This window comes from Rufibacter psychrotolerans (genome assembly GCF_016924645.1).
In the GTDB taxonomy this organism is placed as follows: domain Bacteria; phylum Bacteroidota; class Bacteroidia; order Cytophagales; family Hymenobacteraceae; genus Nibribacter; species Nibribacter psychrotolerans.
In genome coordinates, this window is sequence record NZ_JAFFJV010000014.1 from 138,685 (window position 1) to 160,318 (window position 21,634).

19 protein-coding genes are annotated in these 21,634 nt (G+C 54.3%); 5 read left to right on the top strand and 14 right to left on the bottom strand.

What is annotated here, in order from left to right; genetic code table 11:
- The first annotated feature begins 91 nt into the window (after nt 1-91).
- Nucleotides 92-967, top strand: coding sequence for a universal stress protein (locus JT718_RS14180; protein WP_205503365.1), 876 nt, complete (start codon nt 92-94; stop codon nt 965-967).
- 505 nt (nt 968-1,472) lie between these two features.
- Here JT718_RS14180 and hemN read toward each other — a convergent pair.
- From hemN to JT718_RS14235, 11 genes are all read right to left on the bottom strand, one after another.
- Nucleotides 1,473-2,885, bottom strand: coding sequence for an oxygen-independent coproporphyrinogen III oxidase (gene hemN / locus JT718_RS14185; protein WP_240337100.1), 1,413 nt, complete (start codon nt 2,883-2,885; stop codon nt 1,473-1,475).
- A gap of 439 nt (nt 2,886-3,324) precedes the next feature.
- A complete protein-coding gene (locus JT718_RS14190) occupies nt 3,325-4,194 on the bottom strand; it encodes a universal stress protein (protein ID WP_205503366.1) in 870 nt (289 codons plus the stop codon).
- Nucleotides 4,195-4,215: 21 nt separating this feature from the next.
- Nucleotides 4,216-4,941, bottom strand: coding sequence for a sulfite exporter TauE/SafE family protein (locus JT718_RS14195; RefSeq protein WP_205503367.1), 726 nt, complete (start codon nt 4,939-4,941; stop codon nt 4,216-4,218).
- Between the two features lies 1 nt (nt 4,942).
- Complete coding sequence (locus JT718_RS14200; protein WP_205503368.1) at nt 4,943-5,416, bottom strand: FixH family protein; 474 nt, start codon at nt 5,414-5,416, stop codon at nt 4,943-4,945.
- A gap of 99 nt (nt 5,417-5,515) precedes the next feature.
- On the bottom strand, nt 5,516-6,916 hold the full coding sequence (gene ccoG / locus JT718_RS14205; RefSeq protein ID WP_205503369.1) for a cytochrome c oxidase accessory protein CcoG: 1,401 nt from the start codon (nt 6,914-6,916) through the stop codon (nt 5,516-5,518).
- Nucleotides 6,917-7,658: 742 nt separating this feature from the next.
- On the bottom strand, nt 7,659-8,861 hold the full coding sequence (locus JT718_RS14210; protein ID WP_205503370.1) for a c-type cytochrome: 1,203 nt from the start codon (nt 8,859-8,861) through the stop codon (nt 7,659-7,661).
- Nucleotides 8,858-9,052 (bottom strand): hypothetical protein, encoded by a 195-nt coding sequence (locus JT718_RS14215; RefSeq protein WP_205503371.1) that lies wholly within the window; start codon nt 9,050-9,052, stop codon nt 8,858-8,860. The genes JT718_RS14210 and JT718_RS14215 overlap by 4 nt, the downstream gene beginning before the upstream one ends.
- A 137-nt stretch (nt 9,053-9,189) precedes the next feature.
- Nucleotides 9,190-11,373 (bottom strand): cytochrome-c oxidase, cbb3-type subunit I, encoded by a 2,184-nt coding sequence (gene ccoN / locus JT718_RS14220; RefSeq protein ID WP_205503372.1) that lies wholly within the window; start codon nt 11,371-11,373, stop codon nt 9,190-9,192.
- Nucleotides 11,363-11,569: a cbb3-type cytochrome oxidase assembly protein CcoS gene (ccoS, locus tag JT718_RS14225; RefSeq protein ID WP_205503373.1), complete on the bottom strand. Its 207-nt coding sequence runs from the start codon at nt 11,567-11,569 to the stop codon at nt 11,363-11,365. The genes ccoN and ccoS (JT718_RS14225) overlap by 11 nt, the downstream gene beginning before the upstream one ends.
- Before the next feature lie 222 nt (nt 11,570-11,791).
- On the bottom strand, nt 11,792-12,565 hold the full coding sequence (locus JT718_RS14230) for a hypothetical protein (protein WP_205503374.1): 774 nt from the start codon (nt 12,563-12,565) through the stop codon (nt 11,792-11,794).
- A gap of 362 nt (nt 12,566-12,927) precedes the next feature.
- On the bottom strand, nt 12,928-13,278 hold the full coding sequence (locus tag JT718_RS14235; RefSeq protein ID WP_205503375.1) for a hypothetical protein: 351 nt from the start codon (nt 13,276-13,278) through the stop codon (nt 12,928-12,930).
- A gap of 277 nt (nt 13,279-13,555) precedes the next feature.
- Between JT718_RS14235 and tyrS the strand changes: the two genes are divergently transcribed.
- A complete protein-coding gene (gene tyrS / locus JT718_RS14240) occupies nt 13,556-14,782 on the top strand; it encodes a tyrosine--tRNA ligase (RefSeq protein ID WP_205503376.1) in 1,227 nt (408 codons plus the stop codon).
- A 67-nt stretch (nt 14,783-14,849) separates the two neighbouring features.
- Here the strand turns inward: tyrS and JT718_RS14245 are convergent, their stop codons facing one another.
- From JT718_RS14245 to JT718_RS14255, 3 genes are all read right to left on the bottom strand, one after another.
- Nucleotides 14,850-16,307, bottom strand: coding sequence for a potassium/proton antiporter (locus tag JT718_RS14245; protein WP_205503377.1), 1,458 nt, complete (start codon nt 16,305-16,307; stop codon nt 14,850-14,852).
- A 261-nt stretch (nt 16,308-16,568) separates the two neighbouring features.
- Entirely contained in the window at nt 16,569-16,739 is a 171-nt protein-coding gene (gene ccoS / locus JT718_RS14250; protein WP_205503378.1) for a cbb3-type cytochrome oxidase assembly protein CcoS, read from the bottom strand.
- A gap of 7 nt (nt 16,740-16,746) precedes the next feature.
- Nucleotides 16,747-19,191, bottom strand: a complete 2,445-nt coding sequence (locus JT718_RS14255) for a heavy metal translocating P-type ATPase (protein ID WP_205503379.1) — start codon at nt 19,189-19,191, stop codon at nt 16,747-16,749.
- A gap of 171 nt (nt 19,192-19,362) precedes the next feature.
- On the opposite strand from JT718_RS14255, the gene JT718_RS14260 reads away from it, so the two are divergent.
- From JT718_RS14260 to JT718_RS14270, 3 genes are all read left to right on the top strand, one after another.
- Nucleotides 19,363-19,836, top strand: a complete 474-nt coding sequence (locus JT718_RS14260) for a hypothetical protein (protein ID WP_205503380.1) — start codon at nt 19,363-19,365, stop codon at nt 19,834-19,836.
- 12 nt (nt 19,837-19,848) lie between these two features.
- On the top strand, nt 19,849-20,175 hold the full coding sequence (locus JT718_RS14265; protein WP_205503381.1) for a cupin domain-containing protein: 327 nt from the start codon (nt 19,849-19,851) through the stop codon (nt 20,173-20,175).
- Between the two features lie 468 nt (nt 20,176-20,643).
- Nucleotides 20,644-21,561 (top strand): AraC family transcriptional regulator, encoded by a 918-nt coding sequence (locus JT718_RS14270; protein ID WP_205503382.1) that lies wholly within the window; start codon nt 20,644-20,646, stop codon nt 21,559-21,561.
- Nucleotides 21,562-21,634: the final 73 nt, after the last annotated feature.

Below are 21,634 nucleotides of genomic sequence, written 5' to 3' on the forward strand. Positions count from 1 at the left end.
TTTCTGGCTGCCCCAAGTCATTTTACCCCCGGCCGTATGTGCGTAATCTTGTCCTGGTCTTAATGTTTACCGCAAAACCAGAAGGAGTCTTATGAAAACCATCTTAGTCCCCACCGATTTTTCCAGCATTGCCACCAATGCCTTAGCGTACGCCGTTGCCCTGGCCTCCGTTACCCGGGCCAAAATCCTGCTGGTGCACGTGGTAGACCTGCCGGCCATTGCCACGGCCTATGAAGTGAGCCTGCCCGCCATTAGCCTGCAAGTGCTGGCCGACGCAGAAAAGGAACTGGAAACCCTGGCGGCGACAGTACGAACCAACGCTACCCTGGAGGTGGAAGGCATCTGCACTACCGGCAAACTGGTGGCGCAAGTGAACCATCTGGTGCAAGTGCACGGGGTTGATTTTGTGGTGATGGGCTCCCATGGGCAAAGCGGTTTGCTGGACCGAATCTTCGGGACCAACGCGCTGGCGTACATGAACCACGCGCACTGCCCGGTGTTGCTGGTACCGCCTACCGCCACCTTCAAGGGCATCAACCACATTGCCTTTGCCTATGACCTGGACAGCGAGAGCACCTTTGTGTTGGAGCGTTTGTTCCAGTGGGCGGCCCCGTTCCAGGCACAGGTGGCCATCTTCAACTGCCTCTCAGAGCACCAGCTGAACCTTGTGCCAGACCAGCCTTTGCTCCAGTACATCACTCAGCATTTTGCCCAGGAAAACTTCTGCCTGGTGCAGCGCAAGGAAGACCATGTGGTGCAAGGCATTCTGGACTTCGCCCAGGAAAACCAGATGGACGTGGTAGCCATCTCCACCCACGAACGCATCTTCCTGGAGCAGCTGCTGCACACCAGCGTCACCAAAGAACTGCTGTTCAAAACCAACCTGCCCCTGCTGGCCATTCAGGAAAAGCCTTATTCAGAAACTCTAAAGCAGAGAAGCGCTGCGCTCCTGCTGGAAGTGGTGTAAGCTTTGCGTTACCAGGTTGAACTCCGTTTAGGGGCCGTTTTCCGGAAAACGGCCCCTAAACGGAGTTTTTTTATGGGAGTATTTCCCATTCTGGAGGCTGTTCAACACAGAATGCTGGGCAGTTTTAGGGCTGGTTTCAGGAAAAGAGCCCCAAAATGATTGCGCGGCCACAAACCAGAGAACTGGGCTTGAACCGTTATTTTTTATCACGAAGCGGTTAAGTGGTACTCAAAACTGGCGCAACCATCCGCTTGTGCCTTGATTCGGATTCTCTCCCGGTTTTTAGCCTGTTTCCATAAGAATAGCTCCAAAACGGAGGCATAGGCGGCTACTTTCAACAATTATTCAGTTGCTTGTGCTTCCTTTCTGAACCCGTTCTGACCATTCCCTTATTTCCACTAATATTTCCACTAACAAAAAAGGGAGACTGCAACCGCAATCTCCCTTTTACTTATTTCCAGTCCACTATTAAGCGTGGTAAAAAGTCTAAAATCTATAGGCAAGCCTAAATCGCCTTGCTGAACGTGGTGCTGAACTCCTGCTTGGTTTGCCTCACTTTCTGGTCAAACAGCATGCAAATGTTCCGGATGAACGGTTGTCCCTGCGGGGTAACCACCAGCCTTCTTTCCTGGAAAGTCACCAGGCCCTCTTCTTCCATTTCCAGCAGGGCGGCGCGGGTCTGGTCATCCAGCAGGAATGCCACTTTTTTGGTGAGGGCCAGCTCCCCGGTGCAGGCCAGCGACAGAATGGCCTCTTTTCTGATCAGGTCCTCCGGGGTGAGCAGGTGCCCTTTCAGGATGGCCAGGCTCTGCGTGGCGATGCCCGCTTTGTATTCTTCCACTTTCTTCAGGTTCTGGAGGTAACCGTACTTGGCATCGCTGATGGAGGAAGCCCCCAGGCCAATCAACAGATCGGTGTGGCAGGTGGTGTAGCCCATGAAGTTGCGGTGCAAGGTGCCGTTTTGCTGGGCCTGGAACAGGGCATCATGGGGCAGGGCGAAATGGTCCATCCCGATGTCGTGGTAGCCCAGGGCGGTCAGCTTCTGGAGGCCCAATTCGTACAAAGCCCGTTTGGCGGGGCCGCTGGGCAGGTCTTTCTCTGAGTAGCCGCGCTGGCTGGGTTTTACCCACGGCACGTGGGCGTACGAGTAAAAGGCAATGCGGTCTGGCCTCAGCTGCGCCACCTGGTCAATGGTGTGGGCTACGCTGGCCAGGGTTTGGTGCGGCAGTCCGTAAATCAGGTCAAAATTCACCGACTCATACCCAATGCGGCGGGCGTCTTGGGTGGCGCGCAGCACGTTCTCATAGGGCTGGATGCGGTTGATGGTGAGCTGCACCAGCGGATCAAAATCCTGTATCCCGAAACTCACGCGCCGAAAGCCCAGGTCATACAGCGTCTGCAGGTGCTCCGCGGTAGTGTTGTTGGGGTGGCCTTCAAAACTGAATTCCCGCTCCGGGTGAATAATTGCCGTGGCGTGAATGCCTTCCAGCAGCTTTCTAAGATTCTGGGGGCTGAAGAACGTGGGCGTACCGCCGCCCAGATGCAGTTCCCGCAAGATAGGCTTCTGGGGGAAATGGCTCAGGTATTGGCCCCACTCGGCCAGCAGGGTCTCAATATAGCCCTGCTCCACCCCGTGGTTTTTGGTGATGCGGGTGTTGCAGCCACAGTACGTACACAGCGACTCACAAAACGGCAGGTGCAGGTACAGGCTGATTCCTTTGGTGGCGTTCGACTCCGCAAACGTCCGTTCCACCACCCGGAACCACTGCTCGGCCGTTGGGGCTTCGGTGTCCCAGAACGGCACCGTAGGATAACTGGTGTACCGCGGCGCCGATACGTTGTATTTCTGAATCAACTCTTCTGCGGTAATCCCTGAGATTGTTTGACTGGTCGCGTTCATCTTGGCGTCTCTTTTCATTTGACAGTACAAAGGTAGAGCAGCCCACCGTCGGCAGAAATGACAATAGAACCCCTGAAAGATGATTGAAATCACCTTTCAGGGGTTCCTCGTAAAATGCCGCTTGGTTCACCTCTTCCCTCGCTCGCCCCCTCTCACACCCTCGCTCGCCTCCGGCGAGTGTGAGCTATCGGGCGGCCTCTGGCCGCGTTGCGGGAATATTGTACAATGCACCTGGCGGCGAGACGCCGCGTAATAACTCACACTCGCCGGAGGCGAGCGAGGGTGGAAGCTTTGAGTAGTTCTGTTTAGAGGCGCTTTTCTTGAAAACAGCCTCTAAACAAGATTTGCGGTGAGCGATAGAGTAGCGAGCCAAGGACCAGTTCTGGAGCAATTTCCTAACAATAGCCCAAAAACAGAAAGCCTCAAAACAGAAAGCCCCTAAACTGAAGATGCACCCCTATCCTGCCACCGCCTCGGCACCTACCTGCTCATGTTGCTGGCAGTGGGTGCAGTTGCCGGCGCAGCGCTTCTTTTTGGCCTGGTACAGGTTCAGTAACGGGATGCTGGTGTGGCAGGCGTCGGTTTTCCGGTAGGTCTGGTTTAGGTACTGGTGGGTGAGGTGCGTGTCCCGGGTGGCGATCAGGAAAAGGTCTACGGGGTACTGCTCGGCGTACTCCTGCAGGCCTTCCATCATGTCCTCCTCTTCCAGCATGTGGCAGTTGCCGTTGCTGCCCAGCACCCAGTTCAGTTCCGCGCCCTGCTTTTTGATCTCTGCCAGGGGCGAGTGGTCGGCGGCGGGGTAGAAATGCACCGGCGACACCTCGGCCTCAACAGCCTGGGCAAAGTCTTTTACCAATTCAATGGCCTGGGGGTCCTGATCGGTGAAATCGGTGACAAACACCAGGTGCTTGAGGGGCTGGTACTGGGCCTTGTCCGGAATCCAGAGGATGGGGCTGCCCGCCAGTTCCGGCAAGGGCAACCGTTGGTTTTCTGCCTCAATGGTTTTCAGCAGCGCTGAGCCGGCAATGATCACATCTGGGTTGTGCACGGCGGCCATGGTGGGCAACAGGGAAGCCCAGGCATCACCGCTGATGAGGCACTCGGTATGGTGCGGGTTTAGTTGGCGGCGGGTATCGCAGGCGTACCGTTTGGCAAAGCTGTGCAGTTGCTGCGAGTACTGCAACTGGTTGGTCAACGACAAAGGCGCGCCGTTGGTGCTGAACAGCAGCAGGATTTCGGCTTTAAGCTGGCAGGCCATCTTCACGGCATACCCGTACGCGTTGATGCTGTTCTGGGAAAAATCGGTGAGGACGAGTATCTTTTTCATATCAGTAAAGGAGATCAGAAATTAGCGGTTTGTGGTAGTTGGGTGGCAGCCAGACATAGCGGAACTGGCCATGTTTGCAGGATCGGTGGCGGGACTCACGTAGGGAATTCCCAGGTTCAGGCCGCGGAGGATGAACAGAATGGCCAGACAGGTAGCCGCGTACGGAATCGCTTTTGTGAAGAACCGGCGCAGCCCCATCTGTATGTATTTGCCCGAGAGGGACAGCAGGAACATCAGCGGGAAGGTGCCCGCCCCAAACAAGAGCATGTACAGCATGGAATCAGGCACCGTAGGCATGCTCACGGCACCCGCCAAAGCGAAGTACACAAAGCCGCAGGGCAGCAATCCGTTCAGTAAACCTACGCCCCCCAAGGCCCAGATGCCCTTCTTCTGGAAGAACCAGCCCATGGTCTTTTTCACGTTGGTGAGCAGCGTTTCCAAACCTGTGGCTTGCCTGAATCTAGCCGAAGCCGTGGCCGGTACCACCACCAGCAGCAAAATCAGCACGCCAGACACAATGGACAGCGTTTGCTGCAGCCCGGCCAGTTGCAGGCTTTTTCCCAGCACCCCCGCGCCTGCGCCCAACAAGCTGTAGGTCACCAAGCGGCCCAGATTGTAGAGGAACCTGCCGGCCACAAAAGACCAGCCGCTGCCCTTGCCCACGGGCAACGACAGGGCAATGGCCCCGCACATGCCCACGCAATGGAAACTGCCCAGAATACCCAGGATGAAACCCGTCCAGATCATGTTATTGAAGGGTAATGTCTTTCTGCAGATAGTAGTCTTTGCCGGCCTGTTTCCAGTTCAGCTGCACGCGCCACAGCCCTTTGGCCAGGGCAGCGGTTCTGATGTGCTGCTGCCCGTCTTCGTTCAGGGCCAGGTCCAGGGTGAAATCCTGCTTGGCGTCTGAGGGGCGGAAGAAATTCACCTGGCCTTTTACCTCGGCGGCTTTCACTCCTGCCGGAAACACGATGCTGAACTGCTCGGCGGCCTGAGCGTGCGTCAGCAGCACCTGTGCCTCCAGGGCCTGCGTGGCTTTCACCTGGTTCATGTGTTGCTGGTAGGCCAGCTCCTGTTGGTAGTAGTCTTTGCTCACCAGGTTCACATCAGAGTTCATGGCCTGGCGCACCATGTTGCCAATGAACAAGGCAAAAAAGACGAAGGCGGCGATGATCAACCGGGGCCACCAGGCGGTTTTGGAGGAAATTGCTTTCGCGGACATAATTGGGAGTTCTGAGTTCTGAGTCTTGAGTCTTGAGTCCTGAGTCTTGTGTCTTGTGTCTTGTGTCTTGCGTCCTGAGGTATAAAACGTGAGAGGCTGTTAGTGGCCGGGGCCCAGGAATTTGGTTTTCTCGGTGGTCACCAGTTTGTCGCCTACGTACACTCCTACTTCAATTTCGGTGGAAACGCCGTTCAGGTCTTTTTGCGGAATTTCGGCGAAGAAAACGCCTTCGGCCAGGCCTTGTTCGGGCAGCACCAGCCCGCTGCGTACCAACCGGATGGTCCCCTGCGGATGAATCAGTTTCAGGGTAATAGGCAGGCGCTCGGTGGTTTTGTTGATGACCGAAATGTTGTAGAGGTTACTTACCTGGCCGTCTTTGCCGGTTTGGAAGAGCATGCCGGGGGTGCGCAGGATGGTGGCGTCTATGTTTTCGCGGGTGACCAGCAGCGTCACAAAACCGGCCAGCAAGAGCACCAACACGGCGGTGTAGCTTTTCATGCGGCCCGTGAACCGCCAGGGCTTGCCCTCGGCGATGCTTTCTTCTGAGGCGTACTTGATCAAGTCCTGCGGTTTGCCAATCATGTCCATGATGCTGTTGCAGGCATCAATGCAGGCGGTGCAGTTGATACACTCCATCTGCTGGGCACCGTTCCTGATGTCTATCCCCGTAGGGCACACCTGCACGCACTGGCGGCAATCAATACAGTCGCCGGCGGTACGTACCTGGTTTTTGCGCAGCTTCTCGCGGGGCTCGCCGCGTACGTAGTCATAGGCAATAACCGTGGTTTTCTTGTCCATCATCACGCCCTGCAATCTTCCGTACGGACACACAATGGTACACACCTGCTCCCTGAACCGCGCGAACACGCCGTAGAAAACACCCGTGAAAAGGAGCATGGAGATAAACCCGCCCAGGTGCCGGGCCGGAGAATCAGTCACAATGGCTTTGAGGGCGTCTACCCCAATGATGTAGGCCAGAAACGTGTTAGCGATCAGAAACGAGAGGAGCAGGAACAGGCTGTGCTTGGCGGTTTTCTTCCAGATCTTCTCGGGGGTCCAATCGGCTTTGTCCAGGGCTTTCTGCTTGGTGAAGTCGCCCTCAATCCAGTACTCAATGCGGCGAAACACCATCTCCAGAAAGATGGTCTGCGGACACACCCACCCGCAGAAAACGCGGCCGTACACAATGGTGAACAGGATAATGAACACCATAAAGGCCAGAAAACCCAGCAACAGGATAAAGAAGTCCTGCGGCCAGAAAATCATCCCGAAGATGATGAACTTACGCTCCACCAGGTTGAGCATGAGCACCGGCAACCCGTTGATCTTGAGGAACGGACCGGTAAACAGCAAGGCCAGAAAGCCGTAACTCACCAGCTTGCGGTACTGGTACAGCTTTCCATTAGGCTTTTTAGGGTAAAGCCACACCCGTTTCCCTTCTTTATCTACGGTGGCGATGGAGTCTCTGAACGACTCTTTGTCCACTACTGCCTGGGCCATGATACTTTGTCTCTTAGGTTTACAATCACCGACTGCGGGCAGCTCGGCGGGAGGCGTCAACCTTCTCTACAAAATTCAGCATTCAGGCGCGGTAGAAACATGACGCCCGTCATCTGGGCCGGTGATTGTTGTTAGAGCCACTAAGAGGGTAGCGTAATGATGATGATGTTGAGCCAAGGCATGCTTTGTCTTCAACTTTGGATAGGCATTCTTCGGTGAAGAATCCTTCTGGTAGTATGGACATTTCACGGCCCTCTTCAAAAGGGAACATTCCTCAAAATGGATGACGCAGGAAGGAAGGTAGATGAAGTGCGTTTAGCGCCTGTTTTTAGGAAAACTGGGCTAAAATGAAGAAGGAGGAAAATGCAGCACGAAGGGCTTTCGCAGGTGCGCTAATCTTCAGCCTTGATGTTCTGCAATCTTCCCTCGCTCGCCTCTCGGACGCGTGTGAGCTATTGCGCGGCGTCTCGCCGCTGGGCACGGTACAATCAAAATCTCCGCAATGCGGCAATGTCCCGCACTGCGGCCAGAGGCCGCCCAATTTCTCACACTCGCCGGAGGCGAGCGAGGGAGTACTTATATTAAACGCTTTGATCTTCGTCTCAATACTAGATATCCTGCCAGGGCTCTTTTAAACCTGGTTTCCTGAAAAGTGCCTGAAAACAGAAAAACTGCCCGAAAACAGAAGCGGCCCTTTACTGTGGTAAAGAGCCGCGCTGGCACTCACTTGTAACGCACTTCCCTATTTCACTTTCTCGCCTTGCGGGGCTTTGGCGTTAGGCGGGTTGCTACCCTTCAGGCTCAGGATGTAGCTGGACACTTCCAGGATCTGGTCGTTGGAGAGTTTTCCCTGCCAGGCCACCATGCCTTTGCTGGTCACGCCGTATTTCACCACTTTGTAGATGGCATTCACGTCACCACCGTGGAGCCAGAATTCATCGGTGAGGTTGGGGCCTACCACGCCCTGGCCTTGCTGGCCGTGACAGGCGGCACAGTTCTGGATGAAGGCGGCTTTGCCGGCCTCCAGTTTGGCGGCCTCGGTGAGCGGCTTGAAGTTGGTGACTTCGTTCACGTTGCCATCGTTGCCCCCAGTTGGGTTCAGGAGAGCCGCCTGCTGTACCTCAGCCTGGTATTCGGCAATCTGGAGGTTACCGCTCTGGAACACGTGGTAGTGCAGCAGGTAGGCCACGCCAAAGACCACGGTGGCATAGAACATGTACTTCCACCAGGGCGGCAGGTCGTTGTCAAACTCAAAGATGCCGTCATAGGTGTGATCTTCCATGAGGATGTCTTTGTGTTGACCGGTGATGGTGGTGGTATCACCGCGCAGCAGGGCGATGAAGCGGGCCATGGCGGTATTCCGCAGGGTGGGCTTGTCGTACAGGTGGCCCAGCAAGGGCAAGGCCTGGATAAACGTCACCACCAAGCCGCCCAGCACCAGCACCAGCAGAAACCCGACCAGCACCACCAGCACCTGCGTGGTGGGCGGCAGGGATTTCCAGCTGAAACTAGCTTCGGCCGGGGTGGCCCCCTCTCCTTGGTTCGCGTCAGTGGGGGCCGTTTCCTCAGGTTTGGCCTCGGCGGGTTTGTCGCTTTCTTCTTTGACGTAGGCAATCACGTCTTTGATGTCGGCGTCTGAGAGCGTGCCTTCAAAGCTGGTCATCTGCACCTTCCCGAACTTCTCAAACACTTCCACGGCCTGTTTGTCGCCGGAGTTGATGAGCTTGGTGGAGTTCTTCACGAAGCTGGTGATCCATTTCTCGTCGCGGCGTTGGTGCACGTCTTTGAGGGCGGGGCCCACTACTTGTTCCTGCACGGCGTGGCAGGCGGCGCAGTTGGCGTCAAAAACGGCCTTGCCTTTCACGGCATCCTGCGCAGAGGCAGGACTAGCGGCAACTCCGGCCATCAACAGCGCGGAGGCCAAATAGGGTATTACTCGTTTCATGACCGTGGGTCTAGTGGGTGGGCTAATCCGTTCTCGTTCTGCAGCGGCATTTCTTTCATGCTCTGGATGTATTCTTTCTTCACCACCACCACGTAGGCCAGCAAGCCCAGGAAAAAGGCGAAGAAGATGACGAAGGAGATGATGGGATAAATCTCAATGCCGTCTATGGATTGTAATACACTTTTGTACATGACTCTATTTTTTGGTTGTTAGTGATTAGTTGTCAGTTATCAGATTCTAGGTTGTGAAAAAGCTTCTGTTTTCATGGCTAGCGTCAAGAGCCAGCGTCTAAACTATTGTCTAACAACTAATCACTAACAACTGACAACTACTTTTCTTCTTTCACTTTAATGTCGGTGCCCAGGCGTTGCAGGTAGGCAATGAGGGCCACAATCTCTTTCTCTGGCTTCACCTCAATGTTCTCTTTCCGGAGCTCGGCGGTGATTTCGCGGGCCTGGCGCAGGAGGTCTTCGTTGGCTCTTTCGGCGTAGCCGGGGGCATACGGAGTTCCTAAATCAGTCAGGACTTTGATCTTCGCCTGGGTGTCACTCATGTCTATGTCTTTCTCCAGCAACCAGGGGTAAGCGGGCATGATAGAACCCGGTGACATAGAGGTGGGGTCCAGCATGTGGTGGTAGTGCCAGCTGTGCGGGTACTTCCCTCCCACCCGGTGCAAGTCTGGACCGGTACGTTTAGAGCCCCACAGGAACGGACGGTCGTACACAAACTCGCCGGCTTTGGAGTACTCGCCGTAGCGCTCGGTCTCTGAGCGGAACGGACGCACCATCTGGGAGTGGCAGTTCACGCAACCTTCTTTGATGTAGACATCGCGGCCCTGCAACTCAAGGGAGGTGTAGGGTTTCACGCTCTCAATGGTAGGCACGTTGGATTCTACCAGGAACGTGGGGATCATCTCCACCAGCCCCCCAATCAGGATGGCGACGGTAGCCCACACGGCCATTTGTACCGGACGGCGCTCAATCATGCGGTGCCAGTGGCCTCCGGCGTGCTCGCCCGCGTTGATTTTGGCAGCGGGCATTAAAGGAGCGGCCTGGGCTTCTTCGTTGGCTAAGAGCGTACCGGCCTTCACGGTTTTAATGACGTTGTAGATCATCAGGAACACGCCGCTCAGGTAGAGCACCCCGCCAATGCCGCGCAGGTAGTACATGGGCACAATCTGCAGCACGGTCTCCAGGAAGTTAGAGTACTGGAGCATGCCTTCGTTGTTGAACTGTTTCCACATGAGGCCCTGGGTGAACCCGGCCCAGTACATGGGAATGGCGTAGAACAGGATGCCCAGCGTGCCTAACCAGAAGTGCCAGTTGGCCAGTTTGGTAGAGTAGAGTTTGGTCTTGAAGATGCGCGGCAACAGCCAGTACAGGATACCGAAGGTGAGGAAGCCGTTCCAGCCCAGGGCGCCTACGTGTACGTGGGCCACGATCCAGTCGGTGTAGTGGGCAATGGCGTTCACGTTTTTGAGCGACATGAGCGGGCCTTCAAAGGTGGCCATACCGTACGCGGTGATGGCGACTACCATGAATTTGAGTACCGGCTCCTCGCGCACTTTGTCCCAGGCACCGCGCAGGGTTAACAGACCGTTGATCATTCCGCCCCAGCTGGGCGCCAGCAGCATCACAGAGAATACTACGCCCAAGGACTGCGCCCAGTCTGGCAAGGCGGTGTACAGCAAGTGGTGCGGACCGGCCCAGATGTAGATGAAGATCAGAGACCAGAAGTGGATGATAGACAAACGGTACGAGTACACCGGACGGTTCGCGGCCTTGGGCAGGAAGTAGTACATCATGCCCAGGTACGGCGTGGTTAAGAAGAACGCGACCGCGTTGTGGCCATACCACCACTGCACCAGCGCATCCTGCACCCCGGCATAACCAGAGTAGCTTTTGAAGAACGTGACCGGAATCTCATAGGAGTTCACAATGTGCAGCACGGCTACGGTCAAAAACGTGGCGATGTAGAACCAGATGCCCACGTACATGTGGCGCTCACGGCGGTTAAGGATGGTCCCGAACATGTTCCAGCCGAACACCACCCACACCAGCGTAATGGCAAGGTCAATGGGCCACTCCAGCTCAGCGTACTCTTTGGACGTAGTGTACCCCAGCGGAAGCGTGATCACGGCCGAAACAATAATCAGCTGCCAGGCCCAGAAATGGATCTTACTGAGTTTGTCTGAGAACATGCGGGTTTTGCACAATCGCTGCAGCGAGTAGTACACGCCCATGAAAATACCGTTGCCCACAAAGGCGAAGATCACGGCGTTGGTGTGCAGGGGCCGTACCCGCCCGAAGGTGGTGTACTCAGTGCCCATGTTGAGCTCGGGGCGCGCCAGCTGAAACGCGATGATCACCCCGATGAGCATGCCGGCTACGCCCCAGAACAGGGTGGCATAGGCGAAATCGCGGACAATCTTGTTGTCATAGTAGAATGTGTCAACGGTCCGGACGCTGGATTTGATCGCCTCGCCCGGCGCTTTTAGAACCTCAGCTAACATGTGCGGTGTCCTCCATGGGTTTAGTAGAAATTGTGGTAATGGGCTGTTTTTGAGTTGATTCGTGGTCAAAGAGAATGCGCACGGAGGGCGTGTAGTCGTCCTCGTACTGGCCGGACCGCACCGCCCACAGGAACGCCCCCAGGAACAGGAGGGCCACCAGAAGACTGATGCAGATTAAAAGAAAGATGATGTTCATGGCGGAGCCGGTTTTCTCTCCTGAAACAGGCGGCAGCGGTAGAGTAGTAGAGTTGGCTCCCTCAGCGCTTACCTGGCCCTTTCAGTTGTTACAAAGGTCAGGAGTTGGCCGAGGGAAAAAGATGACGGGCGTCAGTTTAGGGGGTGATTGATGTCAGAGAGGGGTTTGGGATGTGTGTAAGGCACGGATTAAATCCGCACCATTGATGAATTAATCAGTTATTTACCTACCAAGTTTATCCGAAAGAAACCGCTTATAATGTCCTTTCAATTCATTTCTGAAATGTTCCCAATTTATTCCTTCATTCATATTGAAAAGAATCTCGTCAAAAATTTCATCATTCTTTCGAAATTGGATAAGAAGCACATTATTAATTATTTCTGGAATGACCACAATATTAACACTCATTTTGTGGTCAACATTGTTTTGCAACCAGTATCGAACTGTATGAGCTTTGTCTAATTTATGTGGAATTATGATCATGGATCTTCCAAGTTGCCAGTCCCTACCTAAAGCAGAACATATAGAATTTATTACATCAATGGTTTGGCTTCGCACCATTACCATGATTCCTTTTATCATTTTTTCTGCTTGGTATTCTATTCTTTGATTAAGCTCTTTACCAATTCTTTTTAAATCCTCATCCTCAGAATCCATTATATCAGTCTTTAATACGAACTCTTGCAGTTCTCGTAAGTTAACTAAGTTAATATCAATTGCAGCTTGGATCTTGGCCATTAACTCAGCTTTCTGAGGTTCGCGGTTTAATTTAAACTCGATTCTTTGCTCAAGTTCCTTATTACTAGCACAGCTGTCCAATATGGTTTTTATCAAGGGTAAACCCTCATAATCAGAATCGCTTTTACGTTGATTGCAATATGGATGAGCAGGTATCCAGTTTTCATAGTCGTTTATGTTAAAATTCTCAGGTAGGCCATAACTGATCAAAACAGATCTCAATCTATCAGATGAGTTAAGAAGCTCTTCTGGAAGCACATGATCTACATGGAAATTTTGAAAATTTACGGGTTCCCTACACCACTGACAACGACCATCGAAAGCTCTGTATACAGCATACCTTTGGTTCGGTTTGAATGAGTATTTCGACATATGATGAATTTACGATTTCTTACTTAACAAATATCTTCTCTCTATGGCTTGAATGTAAATTTCGTGCCATGGGTATACACAGCTGGAAAGTAAATCAGTAGAAATGAGTTTATTCTTACTTATTTCAATGTAGCTTCAAAACTGAAACAAGCTGTTGGCTTGACAAACCTTCATTTGTCGTGATTTTTCGTACATTGTGTAATCGGAAAATATGAACAATTGGCGCACTTAAAGAAGATCTGCACAAATTAATTGAGACTACGGAAGACAAAGCACTTCTGCAAAACATCTTTATGATTCTTTTCAGCCGGCAACAGCAGCCAGGGCAAATCTGGAGCAGCCTTTCCGAGGAACAGATAGAACAAGTGCTGGATAGCGAGGTGGAAATCTCCAAACCATCGGCTTGGGTGTCGCATGAAGAGATGGTCAAAGCCAATCAGCAATGGCTCAAATAATCTGGAACATACGCGCCACGCAGCAATTCCAACAGCTTCAGCAGTATGCCTTGTGTTTCTAGCCTGTTTTCCGGTAATTGAGCCTAAAACACCAAAGCCCATGTGGACCTGCCCCACCTGTACCCAATCGTTCTTGCGCGGCAAATTTGTTGTGACCGCCCCTCAACAGAAATTGGATTTTTTCGCCGGCGGCCTTACCTTTGCCCAAAATCCAAAACAGATGACGCTTCACCAGCTCACCTTTTACAAGTACTCCGCTTATTCTACCTATTGCAAAATAGCCGTAGCCTGGGAGTACTATGCTTGATTTGGAATAACAACCCCTTTTCATACAGAAGCCCAGGTTCCAGGACCTGGTTTTTTTTGTTGGTACCCGTCTGGTCCTGTGCTTCCCCCATTTCCACCATTAACCGTTAAGCACATGCACGCAGCAGACCAAGTACACCTGTTAAAAGAAAACGTAGAAATTTTCCTGCCCCACCAGGCGCTGGAAGAGAAACTGGCCCTGGCCAGACAAGAGCACCGACCGCTCCGGATCAAACTGGGCTTTGACCCCACGGCTCCGGACCTGCACCTGGGCCACGCCGTGGTCCTGAAGAAACTGAGGCAGTTTCAGGAGTTGGGGCATACCATTGTCATCATCATCGGGGATTTTACGGCCCGTATTGGCGACCCCACCGGCAAGAACAAATCGCGCCCGCCCCTGAGCGTCCAGCAAGTTCTGGAAAATGCGCAGACCTACGTGAACCAGCTCTCTAAAATCCTGAACGTGGATAAATGCCAGATCAGGTACAATTCTGAATGGCTGGAGGCCATGGACATGACCGAAACCATCCGGTTACTGTCTCAGGTCACCCTGGCCCAGATCATGCAGCGCACCGATTTCAACAACCGCTTCCAAAGCAACCTGCCCATTTCCCTGCACGAGCTGGTATACCCGCTGCTGCAGGGCTTTGACTCCCTCCAGATTCAGGCCGATCTTGAGATGGGCGGCACCGATCAGCTGTTCAATTGCTCCATGGGGCGGCAGTTGCAGGAAGGCCAGGGCGCGCCGGGGCAGGCGGTGCTGTGCATGCCCCTGCTCAAAGGCATTGACGGGTCGGCGAAAATGAGCAAATCAGAGCACAACACCATCGGCCTCACCGAGGCCCCGCAGGAGATGTTCGGGAAAATCATGTCCATCCCAGATGCGCTCCTGCCCGAGTACCTGCACCTGGTCACCGATTTCACGCCGGCGGAAAAGCAAGCCTTATTGACCCGACTGGAGCAGGGCGAAAACCCGATGGCCGTTAAGAAACTCATTGGCAGCAACGTGGTGCAGCAGTACCATTCGGCGGAAGCCGCAGCCCAGGCGCTGGCGTTCTTCCAGAAACAGGTTCAAAGCAAAGGTTTTACAGAGAAGGAGTTCACTGCCGTGAGCTGGTCGTCCCTGGCGTTAGATCCTGCCCAGCCGCTCCGGCTGCTGGACCTTTGCAAAGCCCTCAAACCCCACGAAAGCAATTCTACCCTGAAACGACTAATGGAGGCCGGCAGCGTATGGGTGAACGGTACCAAAGTGCGCGACGCCCACAGCTTGCTGGACATGGAGAGCGATGCCCTTAGAATCAAGATTGGCAAGCGGGGCTTCTTTGAAGTAACACCAGATTGATGCTCACTTCAGCCGTGCGTTTAGGGACCGTTTTCCCAAAAACAGCCCCTAAACGCACGGCTGTTGCTTATTGCAGCGTTTCGCGCACGCGGGCCAGTTCCTGCTCGTTCTCTACCATGACCATGAGCTTGTCATCGGGTTGCAGCACCGTGGAGCCGTTGGGCGTCACAAAGGAGCCGCCCCGGTCAATAAGCACAATGAGGGCGGTCTTGGGCAGCCCCAGTTCTACAATGGGTTTGCCAATGGCCCGCCAGTTCTGGCCCATCTCCAGCTCCACCAGAGAGTTTTTAGAAGCATAGCCCCTCTCGGCCCCCAGGGCCAGCATTCTGAGTGATGTATCTTCTTCGCTCAGGTGGAGCCAATCGGCGACTACTTTGAGGGTGGTGCCTTGCAGCATCACAGAGGTGAGCACAATGAAGAACACCATGTTAAAGATCATGCCGGCTTTGTCTACCCCGGCCAGCAGCGGGTACATGGCAAACACAATGGGCACCGCCCCGCGCAACCCTACCCAGGACACGTACAACTTGTCGCGCACCGAGGTCTTGAAGAACGACATGCCCAGAAACACGCTGATGGGCCGCGCCACGAAGATGAGGAACAGCGAAATGAGGAGCCCCGCCCCCAGCACCGGCACAATGTGCGACGGAAACACCAGCAGCCCCAGCGTGAGGAACATCACAATCTGCATGAGCCAGGCCAGGCCGTCGTAGAACCGCGTAAGGCTGCCTTTGTGCAGGAAATTACTGTTGCCCAGCAGCACCGCCGAGATATACACCGCCAGAAAGCCGTTGCCGTTGATGAGGTTGGTAAACGAGAACGTGAACAGCAGCATGGCCAGCGTTAACGCAGGATACAGGCCCTCCTGCTGCAACTTTATCCGGTTAATGACCCAGCCCATGCTGCGGCCCATGGCAAAACCCGCCGCCGCGCCAATGCTCATTTGCAGAAAGAACATGGGCACCAGTTGCCAGATGCTGGCCCCCTGGTTGGTGAGCAGAAACGTGAAACTGACCGTCAGGAAGTAGGCCATGGGGTCGTTACTGCCCGATTCCAGTTCCAGCGTGGGCCCCAGGTTGTTTTTGAGCCCGATCTTACTGGACCGAAGGATGGAGAACACCGCCGCGGCATCGGTGGAAGACACAATGGCCCCCAGCAGCAGCCCCTCCAGCAGCGTAAAGTCCATGACGTACGTGGCGAAGAGCCCCACCAGCATGGCCGTGATGAAGACGCCTAAGGTAGACAGCGCAATGCCGCGCCACAGAATGGGTTTGGTGGTTTCCCAGCGCGTGTCCAGACCGCCGGAGAAAAGGATGATAGTAAGGGCAATGGTGCCCAGCGACTGCGCCGCGCGGAAGTCATCAAAGTAAATGCCGCCAATGCCCTCAGAGCCCGCCAGCATGCCCACGCCCAGAAACAGGGCCAGGGCCGGTATCCCGAAACGCCCCAGGTTTTTGCTGATCAGGATGCTCAGGAAGAGCAGCAGGGAGGCTCCCAGCAGTAATTCTTCAATGGTAAAGGTCATAAGCGGCGGAGTGCGTGTGCTTGTCTTTACGGCTCATTCGGTTGGCCGTTTGTCTCAGGCACCCAGGGTTGCGCAGAAAGATTCTCCCCCCTGCACCACGCTTCTCTCCTCAGGGAAATCCCTCTGAGTCATCGTCAAAGGTTCTTCATGAAAACGCCGCTTTCGGCTGTGTTCGTACGCCTTCCCCGTTGGGCAGATACACCAATGCTTAAAGCAATTTGCGTTTAGGGCTGTTTTTGGGAAAGCAGCCCCTAAACGCCATTACCGCTTCTCTCTATCGGGCGCGGAGGGAGTTTCCTCGTCAAACAAGATGCGCACCGAAGGGGTGTAGTCATCTTCATACTGGCCAGAGCGCACAGCCCACACAAAAGAACTCAGGAACAGCGCCGCTACGGTTAAACTGATGCCTATTAACAGGTAGATGATGGTCATGATGGGGTTATTTTTTAGGTTGCAACAGCCCCATGCGCAGGGCCACGTACCGCACGCCCAGCACAGAGCAGAGAATCACACTCAGCGAACTGATGGGCATGAGAATGGCCGAGACCACGGGCGTGAACAAACCGGTCACCGCCATGGAAAGCCCGATGATGTTGTACACGAAAGATACCATGAATGAGCCCAGGATCACGTGGAGCGCCCGGCGGGAGAACCGCAGGAAATGCGCCAGCTGCGTGAAAGATCCGGCATCCAAGATGGCATCACAGCCCGGCGAGAAACCGTTCACCGAGTTGGTCACCGAGATGCCCGCATCGCTCATTTGCAGGGCTCCCGCGTCATTTAAGCCATCGCCTACCATGATCACTTTGTGGCCCTCGGTTTTCAGTTGCTCAATATAGGCCAGCTTATCGCCCGGCGACTGGTGGAACCGCAGCGTAGCCTCCGGCCCGAAAATGCGTTGCAGGTTTTCGCGTTCCGCGTCATTGTCGCCGGAGAGTACAGCCAGTTTCTTGCCCTGGTTGTGCAGTTCCTGCACCAGTTGCGGCAAGCCCTCGCGGTAATGGTTGGAGAACGTGAACACGCCTCCCCGGTCTTCGCCCAGCTGTACGTACACCCGCGTAGCCAGCCCGGTAGCCAGTTTTGCCTGTTGTCCGCCCCCGGCGTACGACCGTGATCCTACTTTCACCAGCACGCCGTCTACCAGCCCCTGCACGCCCTCGCCGGAAATCTCCTGGTACTGGCTTACCGCTTTGACCGGAGCTTTCAGGAACTGGTACAATCCCTGGCTCAGGGGGTGGGTGGAGTGCTGCAACACGGCGCGTAAACGGCTTTCGTCCTCTGTACTGAGCGCATCTCCCTGGTAGGTGATGTCGGTTTGGGTGCTCTCGGTGAGGGTGCCGGTTTTATCGAAGACAATGGTATCTGCTTTGGCCAGGGTCTCGGCCACGTCGCCGTTCTTGAGGTAGAATTTCTGTCCGCCAAAAATGCGCAGCGCGTTGGAGAGCGTGAACGGCGCACTCAAAGACAAGGCACACGGGCAGGCAATCACCAGCACCGAAGTAAAGGCTTTGATGGCCATGTCCAGATCACGGGGCACCCAGTACACCAGCGCGCCTGCGGCGATGAGCAAGGTCACGGTAATGAAGTACCCACCTACTTTGTCGGCGTAGGTGCCTACCCCAAAATAGCTTTTCTCTTTCCGGAACACATCATTGTTCCAGAGCTGCGTGAGGTAACTCTGCGATACGTCTTTGATCACCTCCAGCTCAATGCTCTCGCCCACCTGGCGGCCACCGGCGTAGATGATCTCGCCCGCCACCTTTAGCACCGGCGCCGATTCACCGGACACGAAGCTGTAGTCAATGAACGCCGAGCCGCGGAGCAAGATGGCATCGGCGGGCACCAGTTCCTGGTTCCGGATGCGGATGCGCTTGCCCGGCGCAAGTTCTTTCACGGCGATGACGTTTTCGGCCCCTTTTTCCAGAACCGTCACCGAAATAGGAAAGTACGCTTTGTAGTCACGGTCGAAGGCCAGGGCGTCATAGGTGGTTTTCTGCACGTATTTGCCAATGAGCATGAAAAACACCAGTCCGGTGAAGGAGTCCAGGTAGCCGGGGCCAGTCTCCATGAAAATATCGTACAAGCTCACGCAGAACAAGGAGGCCAAGCCTAAGCTGATGGGCGTGTCCAGGTTGATGTGCCGCTGCTTCAACGACTGCCACGCCGATTCAAAGAACCCGCGGGCACTGTACAGCAACACCGGCAGGGCCAGCACAATGCTCACCCAGCCAAAGAAAGACCCAAACTGCTGTTTCACCTCCTCGCCAAACGCGAAGTACTCCGGAAAACTCAGCAACATGGTATTCCCGAAGCAGAAACCCGCCAGACCCAGTTTGAGGTTAATCCCGAAGTCTCTTTTCTGTTTCTTGCCAGACAAGGTGGAGAGGTTAAGCGTGGGGCCGTACCCAATCTTGTGCAGCAGCGTGACAATATGGCTCAGCTTGGTCTTCTTCGGATGGTAGGAAACAGACACCTCCTTGCGCGGAAAGTTCACCCGCGACTCTACCACGCCCTGGTCCAGCTTGAACAGGTTTTCCAGGAGCCAGATACAGGAGCTGCAGTGCATGTTGGGAATCTGGAACAGCACCTTGTGCAGGGTGTCGCTCTGGAACGTGAGCAGTTGGTTCAGCGTGGCGGCTTCATCCAGGTACACAAACTGGTTGGCCTGCACGTCCCCGGCCGCCACGGTGACGCCCGGTTTCTCACCGGCCTCCAGGTTATAATAGGTACAGAGGTTATTGGCGTACAGCAGCTCATACACGGCCTGGCAGCCCGTGCAGCAGAACGCTTTCTCCTGGGTATAAACAGGGACACTTTGGCACTCGTCACCGCAGTGGTAGCAGTGTTCTTTTTCTTCAACAAGGGTAGTGGCAGATCTGCGCATGGCCTTACTATCTGATTCAACCACAAAGGTAAACGCCCCGCCCCTGCCGAAGGATGATGGTGGTCACCCTGGCAGATGACGTATCTCATTGGGGTACCGCCCCGCCTTGCTGACATTTGTACCAGCGCTGCTCCACAAGGACCGGTGCTTTTCACTTTAGTTGCTCAGGCTATGCGATCCAACTTTTTAACCCAGGTCACCCTTTTCGCGCTGCTCTTGTGGGCAGGCATGGTGGTGGGCATTTCGTTTCTGGAAGCCCCGGTAAAATTCACGGCCCCGCAGGTCACCCTGGCCATTGGGCTGGGCATTGGCCGGCTGGTCTTCGGTTTTCTGAACAAGTTTGAACTGTTCTTCTGCAGCGTGGTGCTCGTGGGGCTGTTCTACAACCGGGCTCCCTTTAAAATCCTGTTCCCGGCCCTGCTGCTGGCGCTGGTGATGGCGCTGCAGACCTTCTGGCTCTTGCCCGCCCTGGACGTACGGGCCCTGCAGATCATTGCCGGGCAGGTGCCCACCCCGTCTAACCTGCACCATGTTTATGTGGGCATGGAAGTCTTCAAATTAGGGATGCTGCTGGGCACGGCCTCGGCGGTGTACCGGCAACACGTTCATCTTGTTACCCCAGAAACTTCTCCCCTTCACCCTTAACCTCCGTTTTCAATGGCTTTTCCAGAAAATACCCCCAAAACAGCTCCGCTCCAGAACCTGGCGGCCCAACTAAAGTACCAGGACTCCAAGTTTGCGCACACCGTTCTGCTGGAGCAGGAGCACCAGAAGACGCACTTGTTCGCCTTCGCCCAGGGTCAGGGCCTGCGCACCCACACCACCCCTACCCCTGCCCTGCTCATTATGCTGGAGGGCACCTGCACCTTCCACATACCCGACGGTGCCCAACTCCTTACGGCGGGCGAAATCATTGCCATACCGGCCCACGTCCCGCACTCGCTCACCGCCGAAACCGATTTCAAGATGGTTTTGGTGAAATAGTACCTTTCTACCTGCTGCAAGTAGGTATTCCATCTTTTCCCAAGACACTTATAGCCACTTACAAGGGGTATCCCCGTAAGTGGCTTTTTTTCTTGGGCCCTACTCTGACCAAAGCACTTGCAGGTCCTGAGAGCCAAGGCGGATGCCGCTAACTGGTGATTTCCGGGCGCTCCTTCTTAAATCTTTCCTTTCCCTTTCCCACCCATGGCTCCTTCCCTTCCAGGTTTTCCGGGTGGCTGCATGCGTTTACCCCCGGGGTGGTGTGCTGCCTTTTGGAGGTAATTTTCTCAAAAAAAAACGTAGTTCTTGTGGGCAGGGTATGAGATTATTTAGATAGCACATCATTAAATTGCCAACCTTACCTTTGCAAGCAGGTTGGGTCCCCACCTTACCCATACATCTCAGGCTCAACCCCATCTTCAAGGCTACACCAAACATCTTGCACATACCCCTGATTGTCTCTGTACAATGAGCAAACAAATTCTTATTCTGCCCTCCATTGCAGAACTTTACAAAGAACTAGGCATTTCTGTACCCCTCACAGATTATTTTGATGGCAAACTGCTGGAGGAGGAAACCGGCACCTTAAAACCAGAAGTCCCCACTTACCGAAACAACTTTTACCAGATTGTCCTGCTCACCAGCGGAGCCGCTGAGGTACGGGTGAATGACACCACCCACCAACTCAGGCAAAACTCCTTTTTTCTCACGGGTCCCGGCGATGCCCTTTCTTGCCGCCTGCAGGAGCAACCCAAGGGCTTTCTGCTGGTCTTCAACGAGGGGTTTATGTCCCTTAACGTGCAGCGGCAGGAAGGATATGATGCCATGGCTTTGTTTGAAACCAATTGTGGCTTTCATCTATCCCTGGAGCCATCTAAATCCTCGTTCTTTGCCTTTCTGGGCTCCCAGATTATGGAAGAACAAAAGTTTCTCCACCTCCGCAGCTTTGACCTGATCAGGTCTTACATTACCATATTGTTGATCAATGCGCGCCGCCTTGCCGAGCAGGAGGGCATTCCCCTCTATGTGCAGGAGGGCGGGGCTAGCCTGGTCTGGAAATTCAAGCGCGCTATTTCTGAGCATCTGATTGCGTTGGCCGAAGGCAGGTCGCAGCGGTTAAAACTGGTGGGGGAGTTTGCCGAGGAGTTGCATGTGCATGCCAACTACCTGAATGCGTTGGTAAAAAGGCATACGGGCACTACGGCAAGCAATCTGGTGCGGCAACGGGTGGCGCAGGAAGCCTTAACCCTACTAAGGCAATCTGAACTTACGGTGCAGGAGGTAGCCACCCGGCTAGGTTTTGATACCCTGGCGCACTTCAGCAGCTTCTTCAAGAAAATGACCCAACTCTCCCCCTCAGATTATAGAAAACTCCTAAAACGTTGATATTTATAATTTGTTCTTTGGTATATATAAATGCTTTTTAAGTGTTTTCCGCATTTTTGCATTGTTCTGATAC

What these genes read in the sequence shown, in the direction of transcription:
- JT718_RS14245 (WP_205503377.1), bottom strand. Translation starts at nt 16,307, where the DNA reads ATGACCTTTACCATTGAAGAATTACTGCTGGGAGCCTCCCTGCTGCTC.
- JT718_RS14210 (WP_205503370.1), bottom strand. Translation starts at nt 8,861, where the DNA reads ATGAAACGAGTAATACCCTATTTGGCCTCCGCGCTGTTGATGGCCGGA.
- JT718_RS14215 (WP_205503371.1), bottom strand. Translation starts at nt 9,052, where the DNA reads ATGTACAAAAGTGTATTACAATCCATAGACGGCATTGAGATTTATCCC.
- hemN (WP_240337100.1), bottom strand. Translation starts at nt 2,885, where the DNA reads ATGAAAAGAGACGCCAAGATGAACGCGACCAGTCAAACAATCTCAGGG.
- JT718_RS14260 (WP_205503380.1), top strand. Translation starts at nt 19,363, where the DNA reads ATGCGATCCAACTTTTTAACCCAGGTCACCCTTTTCGCGCTGCTCTTG.
- JT718_RS14200 (WP_205503368.1), bottom strand. Translation starts at nt 5,416, where the DNA reads ATGTCCGCGAAAGCAATTTCCTCCAAAACCGCCTGGTGGCCCCGGTTG.
- tyrS (WP_205503376.1), top strand. Translation starts at nt 13,556, where the DNA reads ATGCACGCAGCAGACCAAGTACACCTGTTAAAAGAAAACGTAGAAATT.
- ccoN (WP_205503372.1), bottom strand. Translation starts at nt 11,373, where the DNA reads ATGTTAGCTGAGGTTCTAAAAGCGCCGGGCGAGGCGATCAAATCCAGC.
- ccoS (WP_205503378.1), bottom strand. Translation starts at nt 16,739, where the DNA reads ATGACCATCATCTACCTGTTAATAGGCATCAGTTTAACCGTAGCGGCG.
- ccoS (WP_205503373.1), bottom strand. Translation starts at nt 11,569, where the DNA reads ATGAACATCATCTTTCTTTTAATCTGCATCAGTCTTCTGGTGGCCCTC.
- ccoG (WP_205503369.1), bottom strand. Translation starts at nt 6,916, where the DNA reads ATGGCCCAGGCAGTAGTGGACAAAGAGTCGTTCAGAGACTCCATCGCC.
- JT718_RS14270 (WP_205503382.1), top strand. Translation starts at nt 20,644, where the DNA reads ATGAGCAAACAAATTCTTATTCTGCCCTCCATTGCAGAACTTTACAAA.
- JT718_RS14265 (WP_205503381.1), top strand. Translation starts at nt 19,849, where the DNA reads ATGGCTTTTCCAGAAAATACCCCCAAAACAGCTCCGCTCCAGAACCTG.
- JT718_RS14190 (WP_205503366.1), bottom strand. Translation starts at nt 4,194, where the DNA reads ATGAAAAAGATACTCGTCCTCACCGATTTTTCCCAGAACAGCATCAAC.
- JT718_RS14195 (WP_205503367.1), bottom strand. Translation starts at nt 4,941, where the DNA reads ATGATCTGGACGGGTTTCATCCTGGGTATTCTGGGCAGTTTCCATTGC.
- JT718_RS14255 (WP_205503379.1), bottom strand. Translation starts at nt 19,191, where the DNA reads ATGCGCAGATCTGCCACTACCCTTGTTGAAGAAAAAGAACACTGCTAC.
- JT718_RS14180 (WP_205503365.1), top strand. Translation starts at nt 92, where the DNA reads ATGAAAACCATCTTAGTCCCCACCGATTTTTCCAGCATTGCCACCAAT.